This is a genomic window from Streptomyces sp. SID14515 (assembly GCF_010548505.1).
GTDB lineage: Bacteria > Actinomycetota > Actinomycetes > Streptomycetales > Streptomycetaceae > Streptomyces > Streptomyces caviscabies.
Genome location: NZ_JAAGMH010000065.1, coordinates 195,518 through 221,460, shown reverse-complemented (window position 1 = coordinate 221,460; position 25,943 = coordinate 195,518). Strand labels below are relative to the sequence as shown.

Sequence of the window (25,943 nt, the reverse complement as noted above, 5' to 3'; positions counted from 1 at the left end):
CCCTCGACATCTTTCCCGCTTGTTCAGAAAGGCCCTTTCCATGTCCGATGTGCTGCGCGCCCCCGCCGAGACCAAGTACGCGGAGGAGCTCGACTGGCTGGAGTCGATCGACGACAGCCCCAAGCCGTTCTCCTGGCGGCTGTCCCCGAAGATGGTCCGGCTGTTCATTCTGGGGTCCGAGCGCGCCGACGGCCTGGACCGGGAGATCTCCCAGAAGTGGTTCGGCGACCGGAGCTTCGTCGAGCGCTCGATCGTCACCCTCGCCTCCGACCGCGGTCTGCTCCTGATAGGAGACCCCGGCACCGGCAAGAGCTGGTTGGCGGAGCTGTTGTCCGCCGCGATCTCCCGCAACTCCACGCTGGTGGTGCAGGGTACGGCCGGCACGACCGAGGACCACATCAAGTACGCGTGGAACGTGTCCATGGTCATCGCCAAGGGCCAGTCGCGTGAGTCGATGATCCCGTCGCCGATCATGACCGCGATGGAGACGGGCGCCATCGGCCGCTTCGAGGAACTGACCCGTTCCACCAGCGACGTCCAGGACGCGCTGATCTCGATCCTCTCGGAGAAGTACATCTCCGTCCCCGAGCTGCAGGGCGACGGCACGGACGCGGGCGACAACATCGTCTTCGCCAAGCCGGGCTTCTCGATCATCGCGACCGCCAACAGCCGCGACCGGGGCGTCAACGACCTGTCGTCCGCGCTGAAGCGCCGCTTCAACTTCGTGCGTATCCCGGTGGTGACGAACAGGAAGAGCGAGGCGGAGATCGTCCGCTTCCGCACCGAGGAACTGCTGCGCCGCCACGCGATCGACCTGGACGTGCCGCCGACGCTGCTCGACATCCTGCTCCGGAGCTTCGCCGATCTGCGGGCCTCGGCCGCGGCGGCGGGCAGCGACGACGAGAAGCTGGAGTCCGCGCTGTCGACGGCGGAGCAGATCGGCGTGCTGGAGGACGCCGTCCTGCACAGCAACTTCTTCGGCGAGACCACGCTGACCGCCCGCACCCTCGCCGCCTCGCTCGTCGGCTCCCTCGCCCGGCGTGACCCCGAGGACCTCGCCATCTTCAACAAGTACCTGCACGGGGTGGTCGAGCCGCGGAGCCAGGAGGAGGGCGGCTCGTGGCCGGAGTTCCTGGACGGCGGCCGCGACACGATCGCCACCCTGTCATGAGCGGCTCCTCCACGAACGGCCCCGGAGAGACGCACTTCAGCGCACTGCGCGGGCAGTTGCACGAGGCCGCCACCGCCTTCGCCGACGGGCCCGACGCCCTGGAGGGCATCCTCCTCGGCATGGTCGACGACGTCGACCGGGCGGTGCGCGAACCGCTGGAGATCTTCCCGGTCTGCCACCATTCGCCCGCCTCCGCCCTCGCCATGGCCCGCCGGCTGCGCGAGAAGCAGCCCAAGGTCGTCTATCTGGAGCTGTGCGAGGACATGGCGCCGCTCCTCGACGAGCTGCGCAACTGCCGGCTGCCGGTGGCGGTCCAGGCCTTCGCGAGCGAGGTCGACGGGTTCCCCGCCGAGTGGGCCCCGCTCTCGGTCGTCGCCCCGATCACCGAGGCGTCCGCCGAGTACCAGGCCATCGCGTACGCCCTCGACACCCCGGGCGTCGAGCTGGTCCTCGTCGACCGGTCGTCGGACCATGTCTTCCAGTGGGACGGCCGCCACGGCGAACGCGCCCCCGAGGAGGAGCCCGGTGCCGCGGCCGGGACGCCGGAGCCCGAAGCGGCGCTGCACGGCGAGGCGGTCGGCGTGGAGATCGGCGACCTGCGGCCCCGCTTCGCGGAGCTGGAGGAGCATCTGCTGCGCCACGGCAGGGTGCGGCACTGGTCGGAGTGGTGGCACCAGTACGTCGAGGTTCCGCTCGGCGACAGCGACCACGACGCCTACCGCCAGGTCATGTTCCTCGTCGGCAGCCTGTTCCGGCGGCTCGCCCCCGGCGACGGGGACCGGGTCCGCGTGGACGAGGACCGCGAGCGGTACATGTGGACCAGGATCCGCGAGCATCTGGCGTCGAGCGGGGCCGGTCCGGAGGACTGCCTGTATGTGTGCGGCGCCTTCCACGCGGCCAGCCGGGTCGAGGAGTTCGGGGTGGCGGGCAGCGGGTCGTTTCTGATCTCCCCGCGCTCCGCGACCACCTGGCAGCACGGGCTGATCCCGTCCAGCCATGCGGCGATCGAGGCGCAGTTCGGGCTGGTCCCCGGGTCGGTGTCGATCGCCGCGACGCAGTGGGCGAAGAACCTCAAGCGCACCCGGGTGCAGCCCTACCGGCTGGCCGGGCAGGATAGTGCGAAGAAGCCGCGGGTCTCGAAGAAGGCGGTGGCGCCGAAGAAGGCCCCGGCAGCCGTTCCCGCTCCCCCGCAGGAAGCCGCCACGGACCGGCTCTCCGGGTTCCTGCGACGGCCGCCGGTCCTCGACACGCTCGACGAGGCCGAACTGCTGGGCTGGTCGGTCGACATCGTGCGCGCGGCACGGCGCAGTGGCTATCTGGCGTCCACCGCCGACGCCATCGCGGTGTTCGAGACGTCGATCCTGCTCGCCGGGATGCGGGACCGGGCCAAGCCCACTCCGTACGACTTCCAGGACGCGGCGATCACCTGCATCGAGAAGGACTCGGTGCCGGGGAGGCGGGACGTCCGCCGTCTCGTCGAGATCATGATGGGCGGCGACCGGATCGGCCGGGTCGGCTACGACGCGCTGCCGCCGCTGGCCCGCGATGTGCACGACCGGCTCGCACCGCTGGAGTTGAAGCTCCAGCAGCGTGGTGTGCAGCGTGCGCTGCTGGACCTGCACTCCAAGCCCGAGCTCGGGGCCTGCTCCGATGTGCTGTGGATGCTCCGCCGGCTGATGCCGCACGGTGCGGCCCGGCCCATCATGGGTGAGCGGAAGCTCGGCGAGCGTTCGATCCAGGAGTCGTGGGACCTGGCGCTGGGCACCCACCAGCGGGCGCTCATCGAGCTCGGTTACGAGGGCGTGAGCATCGAGCAGGTCCTGGAGCAGCGGCTGCGCCGCGACGCGTACGGTCCGCGGGCGACGACGGCGGTCGTCCTCGCCGCCGTCGAGGACGCGACGCTGTATCTCAGCAGCCGCCGACTCGCCGACGAGCTGGGCCACCGGGCCCTGGAGGTCCTCGCCGCCGAACGCACCGTGGACGGGGCCCCGGAGGTGCTGCGCCGGGTGCGGGGGCTGCTGGCCTACTACCGGACCGCTGAGCCGGTCCTGCCGCCGTGGGTGGAGTCGTTCGTCAAGGCCGGCTATGCGCACTACTGCACCTTGCTGCCGACAGCGTTCACGGACGAGGACGCGACCGTGGGGCAGGTGGCGGCGATGCTGGGCTTCCTGTTCAGCATGGAGAGCCTGGCGCTGTCCCTGGGCTGCGACCGGGCCCAGCTGGAGTTGGCCGTCGCCCAGTCGCGCCCCACCGACCCGGAGCGGACGGCGCTCCTGTGGGCGGCGCAGGTGCAGCTCGGCGCCCTGTCCCGGGCCGAGCTGCGGGAGCGCTGCGGCGAGCTGCTGGCGAACCCGATGGTGGTGCCCGCCTATCCGCGCTATCTCAGCGGTTTCGTGCACGCGTTGGTGCCGGTGCCGGGGTTGGCGGACGTGGTGGTGGAGGCCGTGTCCAACGCGTTCGGGCGGCTGCCGGATCCGGTTCTGCTGCCGTGGCTGCCGACCCTGATCACGACGCTGCGCGCCGGAGCGGCGGACCTGGCCCCGCTGTTGATCCGTGAGGCCGGGCGGATCTTCCCGGCCCGGCTCGCGACGCTGGATACGTGGGTGCCGCCGTGGCACGAGACGCCGGAGGCGGCTGCGCCGGCCGCCGGCCCCGCGAAGGCGGCCGACGGCGCGAGCCGTGGCGCCGCCCTGCTCTTCGCCCACCCGGGGACACTCGACGCCGTCGCGGAGCTGCTCGGCTGCGACGGCGCCTGGGCCTCGCCCGCCGCGGATGGTCCGCGGGCCCCGGGCGCGGCGCTGTTGACCCGTCACCCGGACACCGCCGCCGCGTGGGAGTCGCTGCTCTCGGGCTCATGACCGACGGGCGGACCGCAGAGGGGCGCGGGGAAAGCGGGGGCGTGAGGGATACGAGGGATGTGTGCGGTGCCGGGGCGGATCCGCCCCGGCACCGCGCCCTGGGCCTCTCAGAGCCCGATGCCGCCCGTGGCGTCGATGCTCTGGCCGGTGACCCAGCGCGCGTCCTCCGAGGCGAGGAAGGCCACGACGTCGGCGATGTCGGCCGGCTGGCCCATGCGTCCGAACACCGAGTGCGCGGCCAGGGCCGCCGCCGCCTCGGGCGTCTCACGTCGCCGGGCGTTCATGTCCGTCTCCACGAAGCCGGGCACCACGGTGTTCGCCGTTATGCCCCGCCCCGCCACTTCCTTTGCCACAGCAAGCGTCAGCGTCTCCACCGCGCCCTTGGTCATGGCATAGGTCACCGACTCCGGAAAGGACCGGTGTGCGGCGGCCGACGAGATGTTGACGATCCGCCCTTCGTCCCGCATCAAGGTCAAACCCTGCTGAATAAGGAACAGCGGCGCTTTCACGTTCACCGCGAACAGCCGGTCGAAGACCTCCGGTGAGGCGTCGCCTATTCGCCCGGATCCGCTGACACCGGCGTTGTTGACCAGAATGTCCAGCACCGGTTCCTCGCCCCGGTCGGTCATTCCCGCGCCGAACGCCTCGTACAGCGCTTCGGCGTCTCCCCGCACCCCCAGCAGGGCGCCCACCGCGAAAGCCTGTCCGCCCGCTTTCCGGATCTCCTCGACCACCTCCTGCGCCGCCTCTTCCCGCGCACCGTAATGAACGGCGACCAACGCACCGTCGCGCGCGAGCCGCCGGGCGATCGCGCGGCCGATACCGCGGCTGGCGCCGGTGACCAAGGCGACCTTCCCCGTCAGCGAACCCATGGATCAATCCCCCTACCTCGTACATTCCGCGGAACTCGTAAAGCGCAGCCACCCTACCCACCTACGCGGGGCCGAATGCGCGACCGCGAAGCGACGCCCGGAGCACCGTCGCCGGCGGCGTACCGGCCGAGCGGTCGAAAGCGGGCAGGTCGTGCGGTCGAGGGCGGGCAGGCCGCGCGGGGCGCACGAACCCTGCACGCATCTGCTTGATATTGCTTGAAACTCTTGCCTAATATGCAGCTTCGAGCATCATCCGCCGGGACGGGAACAGGGAGCACAGATGACGCACGTGGCTCAGGAGCTGGCAAGCCAGCCCGACTGCTGGCAGGTGGCCGCCGGTATGGCGGACGGGCTCGCCCACCGGCTTCCGGCGGCCGGCGAGCGCATCGCCGTGGTCGGCTGCGGTACGTCGTACTTCATGGCGCAGGCCTACGCGGCTCTTCGGGAGGGCAGCGGCCAGGGCGAGACCGACGCCTTCGCCGCGTCGGAGTTCCCGGCCGGCCGCCCCTACGACCGGGTCGTGGCGCTGAGCCGCTCGGGCACCACGACGGAGGTGCTCGGACTCCTCGGGAAAATCGGTGACACGACCCGCCGCACGGTGGTCATCGGCGACCCCGACACCCCGATGGCGGCGATGGCCGACGACACGATCGTGCTGGAGTTCGCCGACGAGAAGTCCGTCGTGCAGACCCGCTTCGCGACCTCCGCCCTGACCCTGCTCCGCGCCCATCTGGGCCTGCACTCCGACGCGGTCGTCGAGGACGCCCAGGTGGCGCTCGCCGAGCCGCTGCCCGTCGGTCTTGTGGAGTGCAGCCAGTTCACGTTCCTGGGGCAGGGCTGGAGTGTGGGGCTCGCGAACGAGGCGGCGCTGAAGATGCGCGAGGCGGCGCTCGCCTGGACCGAGGCGTACCCGGCGATGGAGTACCGGCACGGCCCGATCAGCATCTCCACCCGCTCCACCGCGACCTGGATGCTCGGCGAGGCCCCGGCCGGGCTGATGGACGAGGTGCACGCGACCGGCGCCCGCTGGGTGGCCGGCGGACTCGACCCGCTGGCGGAGCTGGTGCGGGTACAGCGTCTAGCCCTGGCCATCGCGAACGCCCGCGGTCTCGACCCGGACCGGCCCCGCCACCTCACCCGCTCGGTCATCCTCAGCACCACGGCCTGACAGCCCACGCTCTCCCCCTCCGTCTCCCCTTCCCTTTACCTCCCCTCCCTCCTTCTCCCTCCCCGCCGACGGTCCCTCATCCCGGAGTCGCCATGCCCATCGCCGCCACCGGCGATCTGATCGCCGAGGCCGCCGCGCAGCAGCGTGCGGTCGCCGCGTTCAACGTCATCACCCTCGAACACGCGGAAGCCATCGCCGAGGGCGCGGAGGCCGCGGGGTCGCCGGTGATCCTGCAGATCAGCGAGAACGCCGTCGCCTACCACCGGGGCCGACCGCGTCCGCTCGCGCGCGCCGCGGCGGAGGTGGCGGACCAGGCCGCCGTGCCCGTATCCCTGCACCTCGACCATGTGCAGTCGACCGAGCTGCTGCACCGGGCGGCGGACTGCGGTTTCAGTTCGGCGATGTTCGACGCCGCCAAGCTGCCGTACGCGGAGAACCTGGCGGCCACCCGCGCCGCCGTCGTATGGGCGCACGAGCGGGGTCTGTGGCTGGAGGCCGAGCTCGGGCAGGTCGGCGGCAAGAACGGCGAGCCGACGCTCGACGCCCATGCGCCCGGGGCCCGTACGGATCCGGACGAGGCGCGGTCGTTCGTGGCGGCCACCGGCGTCGACGCGCTGGCCGTGGCGGTCGGCACCTCGCACGCCATGACATCGCGGGACGCCGTCATCGACCACGCGTTGCTGGGCAGGCTGCGGGAGGCCGTGCCGGTTCCGCTGGTGCTGCACGGTTCGTCCGGGGCCTCCGACGAGGAGCTGGCGCGCGCCGTGGCGGGCGGGATCCGCAAGGTCAACATCGGCACCGCGCTCAACATCGCGATGACCGGCGCGATACGGGAACGGCTGGCCCAGGACGACCGGGGCGTGGACCCGCGCCGCTATCTGGCGGACGGACGGGACGCGATGGCCCGCACGGTGGCCCGGATGATCTCGCTGCTGCCCTCGGGGAGGGCGCACGCCGCGTGACGAGCGGGAAGACGCCGGGGCCGGCGGGCGTGATGCCCGCCGGCCCCGGCGTCTTCCCGCTCGTCAGGTCATACGGGCTCCTCCGGCCACCATTCCCGCAGCGGGAATGTGAGATCCGGCCGGACCTGCCGCCCCGGGCCGGGGGTGATGGGCGCCGACGAGGGCACGGCCAGCACCCGGCAGCCCGCGGCCTCGGCAGCGGCCACCCCGGTCGGGCTGTCCTCGACGGCGAGGCAGGCCTCGGGCGGGAGGCCCAGGCGCGCGGCCGCCTTGAGATAGGGGTCGGGGAACGGCTTCGAGCGGTCGCTCTCGCCGTCCGCCACCGTCGTACGGAACACCTCGCCGCCCAGCCTCCGCAGGACCGTGTCCACCACCCGGCGCGGCGAGGCCGACACCAGCGCCGCGGGCAGGCCGTCGCGCTCCAGCCGGTCCAGCAGTGCGCGGGCGCCGGGCCGGAGTCGGACGCCCGCTTCGACGGATGCGAGGAACGCGTCCTCCAACTCGGACGCGAGCGAAGCGACTTCCGGCCCGGCGACTTCCGACCCACCGGCATCCGGCCCGACGGCATCAAGCCTGGCGGCTTCCGGCCCGGCGGCGGTCTCCGGCCACAGTCGTACGAGAAGGGCGGCCGTGTCGGCGCAGGTGCGGCCGAGGACTCCGGCGCCCTCCGCGTCGGTGAGGGTGTGGCCGTGGGCCGCCGCCACGGTGCGTGCCGCCTCCAGCCAGAGAGGTTCGGTGTCGACGAGGGTGCCGTCCATGTCGAGGAGGACGGCGCGCGCCACGGTGGGTATCCGGCTGCCGTCGAGCGTCCAGTGCGAGTCCGGCGTACGGTCCAGGGCCGCGTACACCTGGGCGGCGACGTCCTCGTGCCGGACCTGGCGGGCGGGGCGGGCGCCGGCCGTGATGTCCGGGCCCGCGCAGGCCAGCCACGCGGTGCGTTCGGCCGGGCTGTCACCGCCGTGACCGCCTTCGTCCCGGTGTCCGTGGTCGGTGACGACGAGGACGGTCCAGGCCTCGGCCTCGTACGAGGGGCGTGCGCGTACCGCCGTCAGGAGGTCGCCCAGGCGGCGGTCGGCCGCCTGGATCGACGCCTCGTACGCGTCGCCACAGCCGAGGTGGTGGGCCGTCTCGTCGGGGGCGCCGAGGTAGACGAAGGACGCCTCGGGGTCCTCGTGGGTGAGGACGCCCACCGCGTCGCGCACGGTCGAGGCGTCGGCCTCCTCCCAGGCGGCGGGGGTGTCGGCGGCCGGTGCGTGGTGGGTGAGCCGCGTGGGCCTGCGGAGCATCGGGCCGCCGTCGGCGACGGTGACCAGGGGTTCCCACGCGGCGGCCGCATAGGTGCGGCGGCCGTCCTGGCGGGCCAGGCGGGTCGTGAAGTCCGGGAAGACGCCGAGCCGGTGGCCGCTGAAGTCGTTGCTCCACACGGCGTGCTTGGTGACGCCGACGCCCGTCAGGATCGTCGCCCAGCACGGCCCGGACATGGTCGGCGTGCCCTCCCCCACGGCCACCGGGGCCAGGAAGCCCGCGTCGGCCACCGCGTCGAGGTGCGGGGTGGGCACACGGTTCAGGGTGTCGAGGCGCACTCCGTCGATGCCGACGACGAGCACCCGGCGGGTACGGGACATGGCGGGTCTCCCGGGGGTGGTACGAGGGTGGGTACGGGTACGGGGTCAGGCCTGCTGGTGCAGGGTGCGGGGGTCCACCGCGTGGGCGAACGGCAGGCCGTGCGCGTAGCGTTCGAGCTCGTCTACGGCGGCGTCCGCGAGCCGGTGGAGTTCGCCGCCCTGGGAACCGGCGATGTGCGGGGTGAGCAGGACGTTCGGCAGGTCGTAGAGGGGTGAGTCGGCGGGCAGGACTTCGGGTTCCGTGTGGTCGAGCACGGCGTTCAGACGTCCGGCGGCCAGTTCCTTGACCAGCGCGTCGGTGTCCACGAGGGAGCCGCGCGCGGTGTTGACGAGGGTCGCTCCGTCCGGCATCAGGGCCAGCCGCCCGGCGTCGAACAGGTGCCGGGTCGACGGCAGTTCGGGGGCGTGGATGCTGACGACGTCGCTCTCCGCCGCCAGGGCGTCGAGGTCGTAGCGCTCCACGCCCAGGGTCCGGGCGCCGGCCTCGTCCAGGTACGGGTCGTGGACCAGGACGCGCAGATCGTAGGGGCGCAGCAGTTCGACGACGCGGCGTCCGATGCGGGAGGCGCCGACGATGCCCACGGTGCGGCGGTAGTTGCCGACGTCGGGGAACCGTTCGAGGAGGTTCACCCGGGTGCGTGCCGCGCGGTAGACGCGGGCGCTCTCCAGGATGTTCTTGTTGGCGAAGAGGATCGCCGCGACCGTGTATTCGGCGACCGGGAAGGCGTTGGCCGTCGCGGCGGTGCTGACGGTGATGCCGCGGTCCCAGACGTCCTGGGTGATGTGGTGCTTGACGGAGCCGGCGGCGTGGACGACCGCGCGCAGCCGGGGCATGGCGCTGAGGGCGGCCGGGCCGAGCGGCGGGCAGCCCCAGCCGGTGAACAGGACCTCGGCCTCGTGGAGTCCGGTGCGCTGCGCGGGGTCGTCGGCGTCGAAGTCGGTGACCAGGAGGCCGGGGACGAGGTCGGCGACGCGGGCGAGCCGGTCCAGGGCTTCGGGGGCCAGGATCGCCGCACGGGTCTCGCCGCTCATCGCCAGGACGGTGCGGGGTCGGGTCCGCTGGGGCGTGGCGGGGTGGCTCACTTGACGGCTCCTGCGGTGAGGCCCGAGCGCCAGAAGCGCTGGAGGCAGAGGAAGGCGATGATCAGGGGGACGACGGCGACGAGGGAGCCGATGATGACCAGCGGGTAGAGCTCCGGCTGCTGGTTGACGTTCTGGTTCCACATGTAGAGGCCCAGGTTGACCGGGTAGAGCTGGTCGTCGTTGAGCATCATGAGCGCGCCGTAGAAGTTGTTCCAGCTCGCGGTGAAGGAGAACAGGAAGATGGTCACGAAGCCGGGCGCGAGCATCGGCAGGGCGACCTTCGTGAAGGTCCGCACCTCTCCCGCCCCGTCCATCCGGGCCGCTTCCAGGACCTCGCCGGGCACGTACCCCTCGGAGAAGACCCGGGCGAGGTAGACGCCGAACGGGTTCACGAGGCTGGGGATGAGGACGGCCCAGTAGGTGTTGACGAGGCCCAGTTCGGAGGCCATCAGGTAGAGCGGGAGCTGAACGACGGTGGAGGGGATGAGGACGCCGACGAGGACGACCCCGAACCACTTCTCGCGGCCGCGGAAGGCGTATTTGTCGAAGGCGTAGCCGCAGGCCACCGAGATGAGGGTGGAGAGCCCTGAGGCGACGACGGTGTACAGGAGGCTGTTGAGCAGCCAGCGGACGAACACCCCGTCGTTGTATTCGAGGAGGGCGGTCAGGTTGGCCAGGAACCGGAAGTCGCCGAGGCTGAACGGGTTGGTGGCGAACAGGTCCCGGTAGCTCTTGGTGGAGGCGATGAGGAGCCAGGTCAGCGGCATCAGTGTGTAGACGGCGACGACGGCGAGCACGCCGTTCACCATGACGCGCGAGGTGAGACTTCCGGTGCGGCCCCGTCGTGCGGGCGGTCGTGGCGCGGTGCGGCGTTCGGCCCGGCCGCGCCGTGCGGTGGCGGCCGGTGCTTCGCGGTTGGCTGTCTGGATGCTCATGAGGCCTTCCACCGGTTGCCGAGCTTGGTGACGACGAAGGACAGCAGGCCGGCGAAGAGGGCGAGCAGGAGGGAGCTCGCGGCGGCCAGGCCGTAGTCGTGGCCCTTGAAGGCCGCGGTGTAGATGAACATGGTCGGGGACCAGTCCTCGCCCATGGTGTTGGCGCGGAGCTGTACGAGCTTGGGGGCGTCGAAGAGCTGGATGGCGCCGACGCAGGTGAAGAGCAGGGTCAGGACGACGGTCGGCCGGATCATGGGGATCTTGACCTGGAGGGCGGTGCGCAGTGCTCCGGCTCCGTCGACGGTGGCGGCTTCCAGGACCTCGCGGGGAACGGCCTGGAGTCCGGCGTAGAAGATGATCATGTTGTAGCCGGTCCACTGCCAGGCGGAGATGTTGACGACCGAGAAGATCGCCTCGTCCTGGCCGAAGAAGTTCCAGCTCGCGCCGAGGGCGTCGAGGGCGTCGGTGACCGGGCTGAGGCCGGGTGTGTAGAGGTAGAGCCAGATCAGCGAGGCGATCAGGCCGGGCACCGCGTGCGGCAGGAAGTAGGCGATCTGGAAGAAGCGCCGGGCCCGGGCCATGGTCGAGTCGACGAGCAGGGCCAGGATGAGCGCGCCGCCGACCATCGCGGGGATGTAGAGGGCGCAGTAGAGGGCGATGTTGCCGAACGAGCGGAGGAACGCCTCGTTGCCGAGGGCTTCGGTGAAGTTGCCGAACCCGGCGAAGACGCGCTCGGTTCCGCCGAAGCCCAGGCCGGAGGACTCCTCGCGGTAGAGGCTCATCCAGGCCGCGTAGATCATCGGCAGGACGGTGACGGCGGTGAAGAGCGCGAAGAACGGCACCGTGAACAGGGCGAGGGCCCGGCGCTGTCCGCGTCGTGTGCCGGGGCCGCCCGGGGCGCCGGGCCTTCCCGGTCCGGCTGATCCAGCGGGTCCGGTGGAACCGGCGGGCGGCGGCGCGACCTGGGGTGCGGCGGTCTTGGCCGGCCGGGCGAGTGGGGCTGCCACCTGATGCTCCTTCGGCGGATGGGGTGGGCGGGTGGGGCGGGGCGGGGCCGCCCGGAACGGTCGACGGTCCGTCCCGGGCGGCCGCGCGACTACTTGTCGAGCTTCAGACCGCGGTCGGTGACCGCGCTCTCGCCCTTCGCCTGGCCGGAGTCCAGCATCTTCGTGTGGTCGCCGCCCGCGGCCATCTGCGCCGAGGTCACCTGCTGCTGCACCGGGCCCCAGGTCCAGCCGGGCACGATGGTGTCGGCGGCCTCACCGGCCACGGCGTAGACGTCCTGGTCGCCGAAGTAGGAGCTGTCGAACTGCTTCGCCGCCGCGGCGCGCATGCCCTCGTTGGCGGGCAGGGCGCTGCTGGGGGTCTTGAGGGAGCTGAGGCGGGCGGTCATGGCCGCGGGGTCGGTGGTGACCCACTTGATGAACTCGGCGGCGGCCTCGGTGTGTTCGCTGCCCTTGGGCACGATGTAGGACGTTCCGCCGTACATGCCGGTGCTCGGCTTGCCGTCCCAGGTGGGCAGGGGCGCTATGCCCCACTTGCCCTTGGAGTCGGGGTAGCTGACGGGGAAGTTCCCGGCGCTCCAGGCGGCTCCGATGATGGTGGCCACCTTGCCGGTGGCGCGTTCCTTGTTCTCGCCCTCGCCCCAGAGCGGGGTCTTGGAGGCGAGGCCGTCCGCGAGGAGGTCGTCCCAGTAGGCGGCTACCTTGCGGGAGGCCGGGTCGTCGATGTTCACCTTCCAGGCGTCGCCGCTGGTGCCGTACCACCGGGCGCCGGCCTGCCAGGCGAGGCCGGAGAGCAGGGCGGGGTCGCCGCCGCCGAAGTTGGTGATGGTGACGTCCGGGTCGCCCTTGTGGATCTTCTCGGCGGCCGTACGGTATTCGGCCCAGGTCGTCGGCACCTCGACGCCGTACTTCTTGAAGAGGTCCTTGCGGTAGAAGAGCTGGATCGGTGTGACGTCGAACGGCACCGCCCAGGTGGAGCCGCCGAGGTTGACCAGGGACTGGACGGCTTCGGGGAATTCCTTCTTCACCAGCTCGCCGGAGCTGGGGGTGAGGTCCTCCAGGTTGCCCTCGCTGGCGTACTCGGGCAGAGCGGAGTAGTCCATGGTGGCCACGTCGGGGGCGTTGCCGCCCTTGACCGCGTTGGAGAGCTTGGTGACGCCCTCGGGGCCCGCGGGGACCATCGAGAACTTCACCTTGATGCCGGTGTGCGCCTTGTTGAACGCGTCGGCCGTTTCCTTGGCGCCCGCGGTGGCGGACCAGAAGGTGAGGGTGACGGGCTTGCCGTCCCCGGGGCCCGAGGCGTCCGATCCCGATCCGCCGCAGGCGGTGACGAGCAGGGCGAGTGAAGCGGCGGACGCCGCCAGGGCGAGGCGGGACGTGCGGGCGATACAGGGCATGGGCCGGCTCCTACGAGACCTCGAACTGCGGGAGATGAGGTGAACGGCACACATCATTTTGCGCAGAACCGATCGCCGTCAAGAGCAAACGACCAAATCAATCGAATCGATCACCACGGGTCGGCACCCTGCCTCCGACCGCCCACGGACTGCGGGCATGCAAAGAGCCGTGCCAGCAGGGCCTGTTGGCCCGGGCACGGCTCGTGGCGTGGCTCTAGGGGGTGTCAGGGAGCGGCAGCGGCCGCCCCGCAGGAGACCCGGATCCGCAGGGTGGGCAGGATGTCCAGGTGCCGGCGGGCGGCGGAACCCCCGCCCGCCGCACCCGCGCCCACGCCCCCGCTCTCATCCGTCGCGCCGGGTTCGGCCACCCCGAGACGGGACAGCAGGAGCCGGGCGGCAGCCGCCCCCACGGCGTGCTTGTCCGGGGCCACGGCGGTGAGCGGCAGATCGGCGAGGCCGGCGACCTCGTCGTCGTACGCGATCACCGCGAGGTCCTCGGGCACCCGCACCCCCCGGGCCTGGAGCCGGGGAATGAGGACGATCGCGTCCGCGTCGCTGTGCACGATCGCGGCGGTCACGTCACCGCTCGCCACGCCCTCGCAGAGATACTCCAGCGTCCGCTCGAAACGATCGGCCTCCGACCGCGACGGGGCGTCGTCCAGCGGCGAGGCCGACACCGGGGTCAGCCCCAGGGCCTCCACGGCGGCCCGGTACCCGACCCGGAGCCGGGGAGCGGTCGGGCTGTCCTGCACGGCGAGCGCGATCGCCCGGTGCCCCAGCCCGGCCAGATGCGCCACCGCTTCGGCGGCGCCGTGCGCGTGGTCCGAGCGCACCCGATCCAAGCGCGCCGCCGGATGGCCGAGGGGCGCCGAGCGTTCCACCAGGACGACCGGGGTCCGCTGCTCCACCGTCCACAGCCCCTCACCCTGCTCCGGGCAGCCGCGCTCCCAGCTCGGCGTGAGCAGGAGCCCGTCGGCGCCGGTGGACAGCAGCCGGCGGGCCTGGGCGGCGTCCTCGTCGGGGAGGTAGCGGGAGAGGCCGATCGTCAGCCGGGCGCCCGCGGCCTCGACCGTCTGCCGGGCGCCGCGCACGACATCCGCGTAGTAGTACTCGGTGGTCGGCACCACCATGCCCACCACCAGCCCTTCGGCGGGGGGCGCGGCGGCGGGTGCGGGCCGGGACTGCCCGGCGGGCCACACCACCGCGCCGTGCAGCCGCTCCACCAGGCCCTGGGCGGCCAGCGCCTCGACGTCCCGGCGCAGGGTGACGGCGGACATGCCGAGTTCCTCGGCGAGTTCGGCGACGCGCAGGCTGCCGCGCTCGCGGACGAGTTCGAGCACCCGCTCGTGGCGCTGATCGACGTGCAGTCGCATGGATCCCCCTGGACTCGGAGACGGCTGGGCCCCGGCCCGACGGTGTCCCGGCGGCGGAAGCGCGTGGGGTCCGGCTCCCGGGCGGCCGCCGTCCGGCCTGCCCCAACCATATCGATCACATGCGCTCGAAACGATCCGAGCAGGGTTTTGCCCCGGTGCGACGGTCGCGCGCCGGTTCGCATCCGGCAACGACATACACGCCCCGAGAATCGATTGATACGATCAATTCGGCCAAAGTCATTGAGCGAGTCGCCTGGCGGCTGCTAGAAAGTGCCCGCCCGCTCAGAACAGTCGGATCCCGGGATCAGTTCAGCGCCCCCGCGCGCCGGGTTCCCGCCGGAGACACGTCACCGACCCGGAGCTCTCCCATGACTTCTGCCTGGTCCCGCCGTACCTTCCTGGCCACCTCCGCGGCGCTCACCGCCGCCGGTGGCGGCGCCCTGATGCTCACCTCGCCCGGTGCCGCCGCGTCCCCCGCCGAGGACGACCCGTACGCCGCGCTCCGCACCACCTGGAGCGCGCTGATCCTCGGCGAGGGGTTCAGCCCGACCGCCGAACCCTTCAGGAGCCGGCTGGCCGATCTCGGCACGAAGGCCTCGCAGTGGCTGGAGACGATGGCCCCGGCGGAGGGCTCGCTGTGGCCCGACGCCGTGTTCGCGGATCCGGACCCGGACACGGACCCCGAGTCGTACGTCCTCTCGGGGCGAATGGCCGACAGCTACATCCGCCTGAACACCATGGCCCAGGCCTACCGCCAGCAGGGCACCGGGCTGACCGGGAACACCGGACTGCGCGATGCCGTGCTCACCGGACTGGAGCACCTCAACACCCAGGTCTACAACGACGGGCAGACCCGGTACGGCAATTGGTACAGCTGGCAGATCGGCGCGCCGCAGGCCCTGCTGGACGTGTGCGTGCTGATGTACGACGCGATCGCCCCGGAGCGGCTCGCGCGCTACTGCGCCGCGGTCGACCACTTCGTACCGGACTCCGCCGTCGCCTCGTACACCGGGACCAGCACCGGGGCGAACCGGGTCGACCTGTGCCGGGTGCTGGCCCTGCGCGGGGTCGTCGGAGGGAGCCCGGCGAAGATCGCGCTGGCCCGGGACGCCCTCTCCCCCGTCTTCCCGCTGGTGGCCAAGGGCGACGGGCTGTACGCCGACGGCTCGTTCATCCAGCACACCACCGTGCCGTACACCGGCAGCTACGGATCGGTGATGCTCGGCGGGCTCGGGCTGCTGTTCGCGTTGCTGAAGGGGAGCACGTGGGAGGTCACCGACCCGAAGCGGCAGGTGGTGTTCGACGCGGTGGAGAACGCCTGGGCGCCGTTCCTCTTCAACGGACTCGTCATGGATTCCGTCGCGGGTCGCGCGATCAGCCGGGGCGAGGTCGACGACCACCGGCGCGGGCACCCCATCCTCGCCTCCATCGTGCTGCTCGGGCGGGGCGCGTCGGACGCCGAGAACGCGCGGTGGCGGGCGCTCGTCAAGGGCTGGGCGCAGCGCGACTACTACAGCCCGCCGCTGAACAACCCCTCGCTCGGGCTCACCGCGCTGGCCCGGATCAAGAGCGTCCTGGACGACACCTCGCTCACCCCGGTCCCCGAGCCGGACGGCCACCGGCTGTTCCCCGACATGGCGCGGGCCACGCACCGCCGCCCGGGCTGGGCGGCGTCGCTGAGCATGGCCGACCGGCGGATCACCTACTACGAGGTCGGCAACGGCGAGAATCTGCGCGGCTGGCACACCGGGTCGGGGATGCTCTACTGGTGGGGCGACACCTTCGCCAACGGCCAGTACAGCGACGCCTTCTGGCCCACCGTCGATCCGTACCGGCTGCCCGGCACCACGGCCTCGCGCAAGGTGCTCGCCGACGGAGCGGGCGGCGACTGGGGTGTTTCGCTCCCCGATGTGAACTGGGTCGGCGGGGTCACCGACAAGAAGCGCGCCGCCGTGGGGCAGTACCTCAAGGGTCTTTCCAGCACGCTGATGGCGAAGAAGTCGTGGTTCTTCCTCGACGACACCGTGGTGTGCCTGGGCGCGGGCATCCACGGCCGCGACGGCGCGGCCGTGGAGACCACCGTCGACAACCGCAACCTCGGGCCGACGGGCAACGCCCCGTTCACCGTGGACGGCTCGGCCAAACCCCTCACCCTGCCGTGGTCGGCGACGCTGACCGACGCGTCCTGGGCTCATCTCGCCGGGCACGGCGGTTACGTCTTCCCGGGCGGGGCCACCGTGAAGGCGCTGCGGGAGAACCGGACGGGCCGCTGGCGCGACATCAACACCGCGGGCTCCACGGATCCGGTCTCCCGGAAGTACCTCACCCTCTGGTTCGACCACGGCCAGGACCCGACGGACGCCACGTACGCGTACCAGCTGCTGCCCGGCGCGTCCGCGCAGCGCACGGCGGCACGGGCGGCGGACAGCGGCTGGCTGCGGGTGCTCGCCAACACGGACGATCAGCAGGGGGTGTCGGTGCCTTCGCTCGGGCTGACCGCCGTCAACTTCTGGTTCGGCGGGAGCGTCGGGCCGCTGGTGGCGGACGCCCCGTGCTCCGTGATGGTCACCGAGCACGCCGACGGGACGGCGACGGTGTGTGTGAGCGATCCGATGCGGATGCGGACGAGCCTGACCCTCACCTGGAACCGGGCCGTCGCCTCGGTGGTGTCGAAGCCGGCGACGGTGACCTCGGCGACGACGGGAGCCTCGCTGCGCCTGGTCTTCGGCGACCTGTCCGGGACGCGCGGGGCGACGCAGACGATCAAGGTGCGGCTGTCCTGAGCCGCGTCGGCGTCGGCGTTCAGGCGGCCGGTCGGTTCAGGCGGCCGGCGGGTTCAGGTGCTCCTCGATCCAGCGGACGCCGAAGTCCACGGCCGGAGCGGCGTCGAACAGACAGCTCCTGGCCGCCCCGACGAAACCCTCGCGCCCGATGCCGGCGGCGAGCATGCTCCCGACGATCACCGCGAAGGGGTCCTGTCCCTCGGGCACGACCGGGGAGTAGTCGAACGCGCCGTGCTCGGAGTCGATGTCCCGGAAGGTGCGCCAGAGCCGCTCGCCCTCCACCCGGACGGGCTGTTCGTACGTCACGAACCGTTTGCCGGGGGCCTGGGCGAGCGCCTCGGCGTGGTGCAGCAGCGTCATCGTCTCCCGGGGCGCGCCGAGGAGCAGCACCCGGCCGCCGAGGGCGACCAGCCGGGCCAGTGGGCTGCCGGGGCCGTGCGGGTCGTCCCAGGGGTGTGCCTCGGTCAGCGCGGCGGCCGAGGCGCCGAGCGCCGCGAGGCTCACGTCGGGGTGGCGGCTGCGCAGGGCCCCGGGCCGGTGGCGCAGTGCCTCCGGGAGGCGGCCGTTGGCGTGCTCGGCCTCGCTCAGTTCCGGGTCGTAGGCGGGGTGGTGGGCGCGCAGGGCCTCCTGCCAGGCGCGGGGCCAGGTGGTGAAGTCGTAGGGCGGGGCGTCGTTCCAGCCGCAGGTGACCAGCAGCGTGCCGGCCGGCCCCACCACGTCCAGCAGGGCGTCGATGACCGTGCCGGGGCCGCCGGGGACGTAACCGATCGCGGACAGCCGCGTATGGAACATCACGGTGTCGCCCGGGGCGAGGCCGAGTCCGGTCAGGTCGTCCCGGATCCGGTCCCGGGTCACCGGGCCCTCGGAGCGTCGCAGCAGTTCCCTCTCGTCCATGGCTCACCACCCTAGGCTCCGGCGGGAAACTCGCCTGCCCGGGCGGACGCGGGCCGGTCATACTGTCGGCCGGAACACGGACTGGGGAACCTCATCATGACGAACGACGACCGGATCGGGCCTCCTCTGCTGGGGAGCGAGCGCGAGACGCTGCGGGCCTTTCTCGACTACCACCGGGACACCTTGGCCATGAAGTGCGCGGGGCTGGACGACGAGGAGTTGCGCGAGCGGTCGATACCGCCGTCGACCTTGTCGCTGCTGGCTCTGGTGCGGCATCTCGCGGAGGTGGAACGCACCTGGTTCCGGCGGGTGTTCGAGGACGGGGCGGCTCCGATGGTGTGGTCGGAGAAGCTCTTCGACTTCCAGGCGGCCTACGACGCGAGCGCCTCGACCCGGGCCGAGGCGTTCGCCGCGTGGGAGGCGGAGGTGGAGACCTCGCGCCGGATCGAACGGGAGGCGGCCTCGCTGGATCTGGTGGGGTATCAGCCGCGCTGGGAGAAGGAGGTCTCGCTGCGGATGGTCATGGTGCACGTCCTGCTGGAGTACGGCCGCCACAACGGTCACGCGGACCTGCTGCGGGAAGGGGTGGACGGGACGGTGGGTGCGTGAGCCCGCGCCGGTCCCGTACACGCGCCTTCGCCGCCGCGGCCGGTCCCGTACGCCCTACGGCGGTGGTGAGCGCGGTTGTACGCCCTTCGGCCGCGGCCGGCGCGCTCGTAGACTCGGCTCCATGACTCAGCAGCCGACAGCTTCCGCCCTCGTCTCCGTGTTCGCGCCCGGCGGCGTCCTGCGTGCCTCGATCAACCTGGGCAATCCGATCCTGGCCCACCGGGATCCGGCGAGCGGCGAGGTGGCCGGAGTCTCCGTCGACCTCGCGCGGGAGTTCGGGCGGCGGCTCGGGGTGCCCGTCGAGCCGGTGGCCTTCGAGAGGGCCGCGCTGTCGGTCGACGCGGTACGGGCCGAGCGGGCGGACATCGGGTTCTTCGCCGTCGACCCCGCCCGGGGCGAGGGGCTGCGGTTCACCGCCCCCTATGTCCTCATCGAGGGCAGCTATCTGGTGCCCGAGCCGTCCGCGGTCTCCGAGAACGGCCAGGTGGACGCCGAGGGCACCCGGATCTCGGTCGGGGCCGGGTCGGCCTACGACCTCTTCCTCACCCGCGAGATCCGCCGGGCCGAGGTCGTCCGGCTGGAGGGCGCCCCGCGCGCGCTCGCGGCCCTCCGGGCGGGCGAGGTCGATGTGGCCGCCGGGATCCGGCAGTTGCTGGAGGCCGAGGCGGCGCGGGCCGAGGGCGTACGGGTGCTGCCGGGGCGGTTCATGGTGATCCGGCAGGCCATGGGGGTGCCGTCCGGGCGAGGGGCGGCGGCGCAGGAGCTGCTGGCGTCGTTCGTGGAGGAGATGAAGGCGGGCGGCTTCGTCGCCGACGCCCTGAAGCGTCACGGCGTCGAGGGCGCGTCCGTGGCGCCCGCCGCCTGAACCTTCCTCCGGCGCCCGGCCGGTTCGCCTCACCGCCGGTCCTGCCCCGCCCAGTCGATCTCGGTGGACGCCAGGTAGGCGAGCCCCCGCTGTTCCCAGAGCCGGCCGTGGTGGGCGAGGCGGGTTCGGTGGTCGGCCCAGTCGGGGGCGCGGCCGGTCCAGGCCGCCGCCGCGACGGACGGCAGGCGGGGCAGCAGCAGGGTCGTCACATCGTCGAGGGTTTCCACGGATTCGGCGAAGACGGTGGCCTCCACCCCGGCGATCCGGTCCTCGGGGACGCCGTGGGAGGCCGGGTCCCAGCGTGCGGCGTGCTCGACGCCGAGCGGGCGGTAGGTGGGGAAGCCGAGGCGGGCGGCGGTGGACGCCTGGCCGGGCGGGACGATCTCCGGGGCGTAGGAGCGGTCCAGGTAGAGGTGGGACTGCGGGGAGAGCAGGACGCGGCCGCCGCCGTCGAGGATCCGGGCCAGGTCGTGGTCGCTGGGCGCGAAGAAGGCCTTGAGAGCCGCGATGAACTCCGGGGTCTGGCCCGCCGCGAGGAGTTCGGGGCGGGCGGCGAGCTCCTCGGCCGAGTCGGGCAGGTCCATCATCGGGACGTCGACCCAGAACTGGGCGATGTCCTCGGGTCCGATCCCGGCCCGGGAGGATTCCTGCCAGCCGACCGGCCGCTTGCCCGACTCCCGTACCAGTGACCGCAGTTCGCGGATCGACCGGACGAAGCTCTCCTCGGTCGCGCCGACCGCCTCGTCGCCGCCGATGTGCACGAAGGGGCCGTCGGTCAGCCGGCACACGTCCGCGAGGACCGTGGCGACGGCCTTCCCGGTCGCCGGGTCCGCGAGGTCCAGCGGCGGGACGAACGGGAAGCGGCCGGTCAGCCCCTCGGGTGCGGGGGCCGCCGGAAGCCCGGGCAGGGCCTCGCGGAGGGTCGCGCAGTGGCCGGGGAGGTCGATCTCGGGGACGACGGTGACGAAGCGTTCGGCGGCGTAGGTCTGGAGTTCGCGGTAGTCGTCGACGGTGTAGAAGGCCCGTGGCGTGCCGTCCGGGGCGGGAGCGGTGAGCTCGGGGACGCCGGGGATCTCCAGCCGCCAGCCCTCGTTGTCGGTCAGGTGCAGATGGAGGACGTTCAGCTTGTAGAGCGCGGCGAGGTCGATGAGGGCGCGCAGTTCACCGGGGGCGAGGTGGCCGCGGGCGGGGTCGACGAGCAGGCCGCGCCAGGCGTGGTGCGGGGCGTCGGTCAGCTCCTGGGCGGGCACGCGGTCGCCGGAGGTGGCGAGCAGGTGGAGCGCCGTGGTGGCGGCGCGGAACACCCCGGTGGGCGTGGCGGCCCGGCAGGCGATGCCGGACGCGCCGACCGTCAGGCGGTAGGACTCGTCGACGGGTTCGGCGCCGCCGGTCGGGGCGATGCCCACGGGCGTACGGAAACCCGGGGCCGCCTCGTCGTCGAGAGCGAGCGCGAGGGTGGCGGCTTCCGGGTCGGGCCCGGCCCCGAGGGGCAGGAGGCGGTCGCCGAGGTGGGGCGCCAACAGGGCGTGGACCGTGGCGGCGAGGCCGCCCGGCGTCGCACCGGCCGGTTCGATCCGCCAGGCGCCCGTGGTGCTCGGGCCTGCGGTCGCGGCGTTCGGGGTCGTGCGCCGGGGCCGGGGAATGACGGCGTTCATGGTCTCCTCCACGGGCTGCTGTGCCGGTACGGGGCCGGGTTCCCGGCCTGTGCGGACGGCCGGGAGGCCCGGGCCCTCGTCAGGTCGGAGCCGGGCCTCCCGGAGCGGTGGGTTCCGGCGGGCCTCGGGGCTGTCGCCTCTTCCTGCTGGGCCGGACGCACCTGTACGCTAACACGAAAACCGATCAATGAACGCTTTTCGTGGAGCGCTGCGACGGCCGTCCGCCCTCGTACGCTCCCCGGCGGAAGGAGCTCCTCCATGACACCCCCGACCGGCCCCCGACTCACCCTGCCGGAGGGCTTCCTCCTGGGCGCCTCCACCTCCGCCCACCAGGTCGAGGGGAACAACGTCGGCAGCGACTGGTGGGCCGTCGAGAACCGGCCCGGCACCTTCGTCGCCGAGCGCAGCGGGGACGCGGCCGACAGCTTCCACCGCTGGCCCGAGGACATGGACCTGCTGAGCGAACTCGGCTTCAACGCCTACCGGTTCAGCATCGAGTGGGCCCGCATCGAGCCCGAGCGGGGGCAGATCTCGCGGGCGGCGGTCGCGCACTACCGGGCCATGGTCCTCGGCGCGCTGGAACGCGGCCTGACACCGGTGGTGACGCTGCATCACTTCACCTCGCCGCGGTGGTTCAGCGCGCTCGGCGGCTGGGCGTCGCCCGGGGCGCCCGGACTCTTCGCCGCGTACGCCGAGGTCGCGACGGAGATCCTCTCGGCGGGCGTACGGCACGTGGCCACGATCAACGAGCCGAACATGATCGCGCTGATGCACACGATGATCCGGCGGCTGGGCCTCACGACGGGCGACACGGAGGCGCGGACCGGGGAGTCCGTCGCGTCGGAGGGGCCAGGCGGCACCGGACAGCAGGCGGGGGCCGCCGCTTTCGACGCGAGCGGGGTGGAGCCCGACGCGGAGGTCACCCGGTCGCTGATCCGGGCGCACCGGGCGGCGTACGAGGTGCTGAAGGCGGCCGACCCCGAGCTCCAGGTGGGGTGGACCGTCGCCAACCAGGTCTATCAGGCCGAACCCGGTGCGGCCGAGGTCGCCGCGGCCCACGCGCACCCCCGGGAGGACGTGTTCCTGGAGGCCGCCCGCGAGGACGACTGGATCGGCGTCCAGGCCTACACCCGGCACCGGATCGGCCAGGACGGCCCGCTGCCGGTGGAGGCGGGCGCCGAGACGACGCTGACCGGCTGGGAGTACTACCCGGAGGCACTGGGCCTCGCGATCAGGCACACCGCCGCGGTGGTCGGTCCGCACGTTCCCGTGCTGGTCACCGAGAACGGCATCGCGACCGGGGACGACGAGCGCCGCGTCGCGTACACGACCCAGGCGCTGGCGAGCCTGGCCTCGGCCCTGCGCGACGGCATCGACGTACGCGGCTATCTGCACTGGAGCGCCCTGGACAACTACGAGTGGGGGTCCTACCGGCCGACCTTCGGGCTCATCGCGGTCGATCCCCGCACCTTCGCCCGGACGCCCAAGCCCTCCGCCCGCTGGCTGGGTGCGCTGGCCCGGGCCGGACAGATCCCGGACGGGGCGCCGACGGCCGTGCCCGCGAGTGTCCGCAGCGCCGGTTAGGCTTCCGGGCATGGCAAAACGGGGCCCGTACGAAAAGGGCGAGGCGAAGCGCACGGAGATCCTGCACGCGGCACTGGAGATCTTCGCCGCCGAGGGCTACCGCGGCACATCGCTGCGCAAGGTGGCCGCCAAGTGCAGTCTCAGCCTGCCCGGCCTGATGCACTACTTCAGCTCCAAGGAGGATCTGCTCACCCAGGTGCTCCGGATGCGTGACGAGACGGCGCGGGCGCGGCAGAGCGAGCGCTCCAACCCGGAGAGCTACCGCGAGATCATCCGGGAGAGCGCGAAGACACCGGGCCTGGTCGAGCTGTTCGTCTCGATGGCGGCGGCGGCCGGCGATCCGGAGCACCCCGCGCACGCGCATTTCGCGGAGCGCTATCCGGTGCTGCGCGAGCGCGTCGCCGCGTATCTGCGGCAACGGATGGACGAGGGCCGGATGACGACGCGGATCCCGGCGGAACGGCTGGCCGTGCTGCTGATCGCGGTGGCCGACGGCATCCAGTTGCAGTGGCTGATCGACCGGTCGACGGACATGGAACAGCCGATCGACGACATCATGCGCCTGCTCGCCCTCGATCCGGAGAACGAGGAGGGCCGGAAGACCTCGGAGGTTCCAGCGACCTCGGAGGACTCGGCGAACCCGGCAGGCCGGACCGGGGACTGAGCGCTCGGTCCGCACGCCGACGGGCGCGTACGACGGTCTTCCCGCCGTACGCGCCCGTCGGCCGTCTCACGGCCGGACGCCCCGTCACCCCTGGTGCCGCACCCCGGTTGCCGGCGCCCGCTCCGCCGCCCGCGCGGCCAGGGCCACAACCTCTTCGGGCCGGACCGGGCTCTGCGGGAACTCGGCGATCACGTCGAGCGGCGTCCCGGCGAGGAAGCGCCGCATCGCCGGATCCTCCATCGCGCCCGCTCCCCCGCCGGCGGCGGCCCGCCCCTCGGCGAAGGCCTTCATCAGCAGGGGGCCGCCGACCGGATGGGCCAGCCATTCGGCGACGGTGTTACGGCCCGTGAGCGTGAGGCGGGAGGGGTCGCCCTTCACCGGGAGCACGGCGGACTGCCGGATGTCACGGGAGGACGCACCGGCCTCGATGCCCCAGTCGCCGCCCTCGACCCACCAGCCGCCTTCCCGCTCGCTGTAGTGGGCGAGATCCTCACGGGACACCTGGACGACGGCCTCGCGGCTCTCGCCGGGCGCGAGGGTGACGGAGGTGAAGCCGCGCAGTTCCCTCGGAGGGCGGGCGACGGAGGAGCCGGCGGGACCGGTGCTGTAGATCTGGACGACTTCCCGCCCGGCGCGCGTCCCGGTGTTGGCGACGGTGACCGCCACCGCGAAGCGGTTCCCGCCCTCGTCCGGGGTGACGCGCAGCGCGCTGTAGGCGAACGTCGTGTACGACAGCCCGTGGCCGAAGGGGAAGGCGACCTCGCGGGCGGCGGCGTCGTACCCCCGGTACCCGACGAAGACGCCCTCGCCGTAGCGGACATGGCCTTCCTCGCCAGGGAACGACAGGTGGCTGGGCGAGTCCTCGATCCGCAGCGGTACGGTCTCGGCGAGCTTGCCGGAGGGGTTGACCTCGCCGAACAGCACCCGGGCCAGTGCGCCGCCGCCCGCCTGGCCGAGCAGCCAGCCCTCGACGAGTGCGGGCACGGTGCGGTGCCAGGGGTCGGTGCGGACCACTCCCCCGTTGGACAGGACGACGGCGACGCGCGGGTTGGCCGCGACGACGGCGTCGAGCAGCCGCAGTTGGGCCTCGGGCAGGTCGATGTGGTCCCGGTCGAAGCCCTCGGACTCGTCGTGGGCGGAGAGGCCGAGGAAGAGGAGGACGGTGTCGGACGCGGCGGCGAGGCGGACCGCGGCTGCCGCGAGCGCGGCGTCGTCCTCAAGAGCGTCCGCGCTCCCGGTTCCGGCCGTTTCGGCGCCCGCGAGGGCGTAGCCGGGGGCGAAGTCGACCCGGGCCCCGTCGGCTTGGGCGCGCAGGGCGTCCAGGGGCGTGTCGAGTCGGGTGGGCGTGACCTGGGAGCTTCCGGCGCCCTGGTAGCGGGGCGTACGGGCGAGTTCGCCGATGACGGCCACGCTGCCGGCGGCCGGGTCCAGCGGCAGCAGGCCGTCGTCGTTCTTGAGGAGGACCACGCAGCGCTCGGCGGCCTGTCCGGCGAGGCGGTGGTGGTCCTCGACGGACATCCGGGGCTCGGGGCGGTCGGCGTCGGCGGTGCGCCGGGCGAAGCGGACGAGCCGCTCGACGGAGGTGTCCAGCACCGCTTCGTCCAGGGATCCGTCGGTCACCGCGGCGACCACCTCGCGGTCGGTCCGCCCCTGGGTGCCGGGCATCTGGAGGTCGAGGCCGGCGCGGAGGGCGGCGACCCGGTCGCGTACGGCTCCCCAGTCGGACATCACGATGCCTTCGAAGCCCCACTCGGTGCGCAGGATGTCGGTGAGCAGGCGGGTGTTCTCCGAGAGGGTGACGCCGTTGACGGCGTTGTAGGAGGACATCACGGACCAGGGCCGGTCGCGGCGGACGATGCGTTCGAAGGCGCGGAGGTAGATCTCGCGGAGCGGGCGCTCGTCGATGTCGGCGCTCACCCGCATCCGGTCGGTCTCCTGGTTGTTGGCCGCGTAGTGCTTGAGGGCCGCGCCGACGCCCGACTCCTGGAGCCCGCGGACCATGGCGCCGCCGAGCTCGGCGGTGAGCAGCGGGTCCTCGGAGAAGTACTCGAAGTTGCGGCCGCACAGCGGGGACCGCTTGATGTTGATGCCCGGACCGAGCAGGACGCGGATGCCGTGGGCGGTGGCCTCGTCGGCGAGCGCTCCGGCGACGCGGTGGGCGAGTTCCGGGTCCCAGCTGCTGCCGAGCGCCACAGCGGGCGGGTAGCAGGTGGCGGGTGCGGCGCTGTGCAGATCGACCTGTCCGCCGTCGCCCGCCTCCTTCGGCAGGCGCAGTCCGTGCGGCCCGTCGGAGAGGGTGACGGCGGGAACGCCCGCCCGGGTGAGGGCCGTGGTGACGAAGTCGCCGTCACCGCTGGTCAGGGACGCCTTCTCGGCGAGGGTCGGCCGGAGGGAGAACGGCTCCCCGGCCGGGGGCGGTGGGGACTGATCGTTCGTCATAC

General features: G+C 72.6%; 19 protein-coding genes. 9 read left to right on the top strand and 10 right to left on the bottom strand.

Translation table 11 applies throughout. From position 1 onward, the window contains the following. Window positions 1–40 precede the first annotated feature (40 nt). Together G3I54_RS12355 and G3I54_RS12350 are read left to right on the top strand one after the other, a co-directional pair. Complete coding sequence (locus G3I54_RS12355; RefSeq protein ID WP_164614008.1) at window positions 41–1,171, top strand: AAA family ATPase; 1,131 nt, start codon at window positions 41–43, stop codon at window positions 1,169–1,171. Beyond that, a complete protein-coding gene (locus G3I54_RS12350; protein ID WP_164614006.1) occupies window positions 1,168–4,029 on the top strand; it encodes a hypothetical protein in 2,862 nt (953 codons plus the stop codon). The genes G3I54_RS12355 and G3I54_RS12350 overlap by 4 nt, the downstream gene beginning before the upstream one ends. A 107-nt stretch (window positions 4,030–4,136) precedes the next feature. Here the strand turns inward: G3I54_RS12350 and G3I54_RS12345 are convergent, their stop codons facing one another. Next, complete coding sequence (locus tag G3I54_RS12345) at window positions 4,137–4,901, bottom strand: SDR family oxidoreductase (RefSeq protein ID WP_164614004.1); 765 nt, start codon at window positions 4,899–4,901, stop codon at window positions 4,137–4,139. A gap of 280 nt (window positions 4,902–5,181) precedes the next feature. Between G3I54_RS12345 and G3I54_RS12340 the strand changes: the two genes are divergently transcribed. Continuing rightward, complete coding sequence (locus tag G3I54_RS12340) at window positions 5,182–6,069, top strand: sugar isomerase (protein ID WP_164614002.1); 888 nt, start codon at window positions 5,182–5,184, stop codon at window positions 6,067–6,069. A gap of 92 nt (window positions 6,070–6,161) precedes the next feature. Continuing rightward, on the top strand, window positions 6,162–7,031 hold the full coding sequence (locus G3I54_RS12335; protein WP_164614000.1) for a class II fructose-bisphosphate aldolase: 870 nt from the start codon (window positions 6,162–6,164) through the stop codon (window positions 7,029–7,031). Between the two features lie 68 nt (window positions 7,032–7,099). Here the strand turns inward: G3I54_RS12335 and G3I54_RS12330 are convergent, their stop codons facing one another. From G3I54_RS12330 to G3I54_RS12305, 6 genes are all read right to left on the bottom strand, one after another. Then, window positions 7,100–8,656 (bottom strand): HAD-IA family hydrolase, encoded by a 1,557-nt coding sequence (locus G3I54_RS12330; RefSeq protein WP_164613998.1) that lies wholly within the window; start codon window positions 8,654–8,656, stop codon window positions 7,100–7,102. Between the two features lie 45 nt (window positions 8,657–8,701). Beyond that, complete coding sequence (locus tag G3I54_RS12325; RefSeq protein ID WP_343240318.1) at window positions 8,702–9,739, bottom strand: hydroxyacid dehydrogenase; 1,038 nt, start codon at window positions 9,737–9,739, stop codon at window positions 8,702–8,704. Beyond that, on the bottom strand, window positions 9,736–10,674 hold the full coding sequence (locus G3I54_RS12320) for a carbohydrate ABC transporter permease (protein ID WP_164613996.1): 939 nt from the start codon (window positions 10,672–10,674) through the stop codon (window positions 9,736–9,738). The genes G3I54_RS12325 and G3I54_RS12320 overlap by 4 nt, the downstream gene beginning before the upstream one ends. Continuing rightward, window positions 10,671–11,681, bottom strand: a complete 1,011-nt coding sequence (locus G3I54_RS12315) for a sugar ABC transporter permease (RefSeq protein WP_343240317.1) — start codon at window positions 11,679–11,681, stop codon at window positions 10,671–10,673. Before G3I54_RS12315 ends, G3I54_RS12320 begins: the two co-directional genes overlap by 4 nt. A gap of 89 nt (window positions 11,682–11,770) precedes the next feature. Next, window positions 11,771–13,075 (bottom strand): sugar ABC transporter substrate-binding protein, encoded by a 1,305-nt coding sequence (locus G3I54_RS12310; RefSeq protein ID WP_164613994.1) that lies wholly within the window; start codon window positions 13,073–13,075, stop codon window positions 11,771–11,773. Window positions 13,076–13,299: 224 nt separating this feature from the next. Beyond that, window positions 13,300–14,448, bottom strand: coding sequence for a substrate-binding domain-containing protein (locus tag G3I54_RS12305; RefSeq protein ID WP_164613992.1), 1,149 nt, complete (start codon window positions 14,446–14,448; stop codon window positions 13,300–13,302). A gap of 368 nt (window positions 14,449–14,816) precedes the next feature. Here G3I54_RS12305 and G3I54_RS12300 point away from each other — a divergent pair, with 368 nt between their 5' ends. Next, the gene (locus G3I54_RS12300; RefSeq protein ID WP_164613990.1) at window positions 14,817–17,231 is read left to right on the top strand and encodes a polysaccharide lyase 8 family protein; all 2,415 of its coding nucleotides are present in this window, start codon (window positions 14,817–14,819) and stop codon (window positions 17,229–17,231) included. A 36-nt stretch (window positions 17,232–17,267) separates the two neighbouring features. On the opposite strand, the gene aac(3) is transcribed toward G3I54_RS12300, so the two are convergent. Further along, window positions 17,268–18,125 carry an aminoglycoside 3-N-acetyltransferase gene (gene aac(3) / locus G3I54_RS12295; RefSeq protein WP_164613988.1) on the bottom strand — a complete coding sequence of 286 codons (858 nt, stop codon included), beginning with the start codon at window positions 18,123–18,125 and terminating at the stop codon, window positions 17,268–17,270. A 96-nt stretch (window positions 18,126–18,221) separates the two neighbouring features. On the opposite strand from aac(3), the gene G3I54_RS12290 reads away from it, so the two are divergent. Together G3I54_RS12290 and G3I54_RS12285 are read left to right on the top strand one after the other, a co-directional pair. Next, a complete protein-coding gene (locus tag G3I54_RS12290) occupies window positions 18,222–18,734 on the top strand; it encodes a DinB family protein (protein WP_164613986.1) in 513 nt (170 codons plus the stop codon). Window positions 18,735–18,855: 121 nt separating this feature from the next. Further along, entirely contained in the window at window positions 18,856–19,599 is a 744-nt protein-coding gene (locus G3I54_RS12285) for a transporter substrate-binding domain-containing protein (protein ID WP_164613984.1), read from the top strand. Between the two features lie 29 nt (window positions 19,600–19,628). Here the strand turns inward: G3I54_RS12285 and G3I54_RS12280 are convergent, their stop codons facing one another. Next, complete coding sequence (locus tag G3I54_RS12280) at window positions 19,629–21,254, bottom strand: family 20 glycosylhydrolase (RefSeq protein ID WP_164613982.1); 1,626 nt, start codon at window positions 21,252–21,254, stop codon at window positions 19,629–19,631. Window positions 21,255–21,512: 258 nt separating this feature from the next. Between G3I54_RS12280 and G3I54_RS12275 the strand changes: the two genes are divergently transcribed. Beyond that, window positions 21,513–22,838, top strand: a complete 1,326-nt coding sequence (locus G3I54_RS12275) for a family 1 glycosylhydrolase (RefSeq protein ID WP_164613980.1) — start codon at window positions 21,513–21,515, stop codon at window positions 22,836–22,838. A 10-nt stretch (window positions 22,839–22,848) separates the two neighbouring features. After that, entirely contained in the window at window positions 22,849–23,502 is a 654-nt protein-coding gene (locus G3I54_RS12270) for a TetR/AcrR family transcriptional regulator (protein ID WP_164613978.1), read from the top strand. 84 nt (window positions 23,503–23,586) lie between these two features. On the opposite strand, the gene G3I54_RS12265 is transcribed toward G3I54_RS12270, so the two are convergent. Next, window positions 23,587–25,941, bottom strand: coding sequence for a glycoside hydrolase family 3 C-terminal domain-containing protein (locus G3I54_RS12265; RefSeq protein WP_164613976.1), 2,355 nt, complete (start codon window positions 25,939–25,941; stop codon window positions 23,587–23,589). Window positions 25,942–25,943 lie beyond the last annotated feature (2 nt).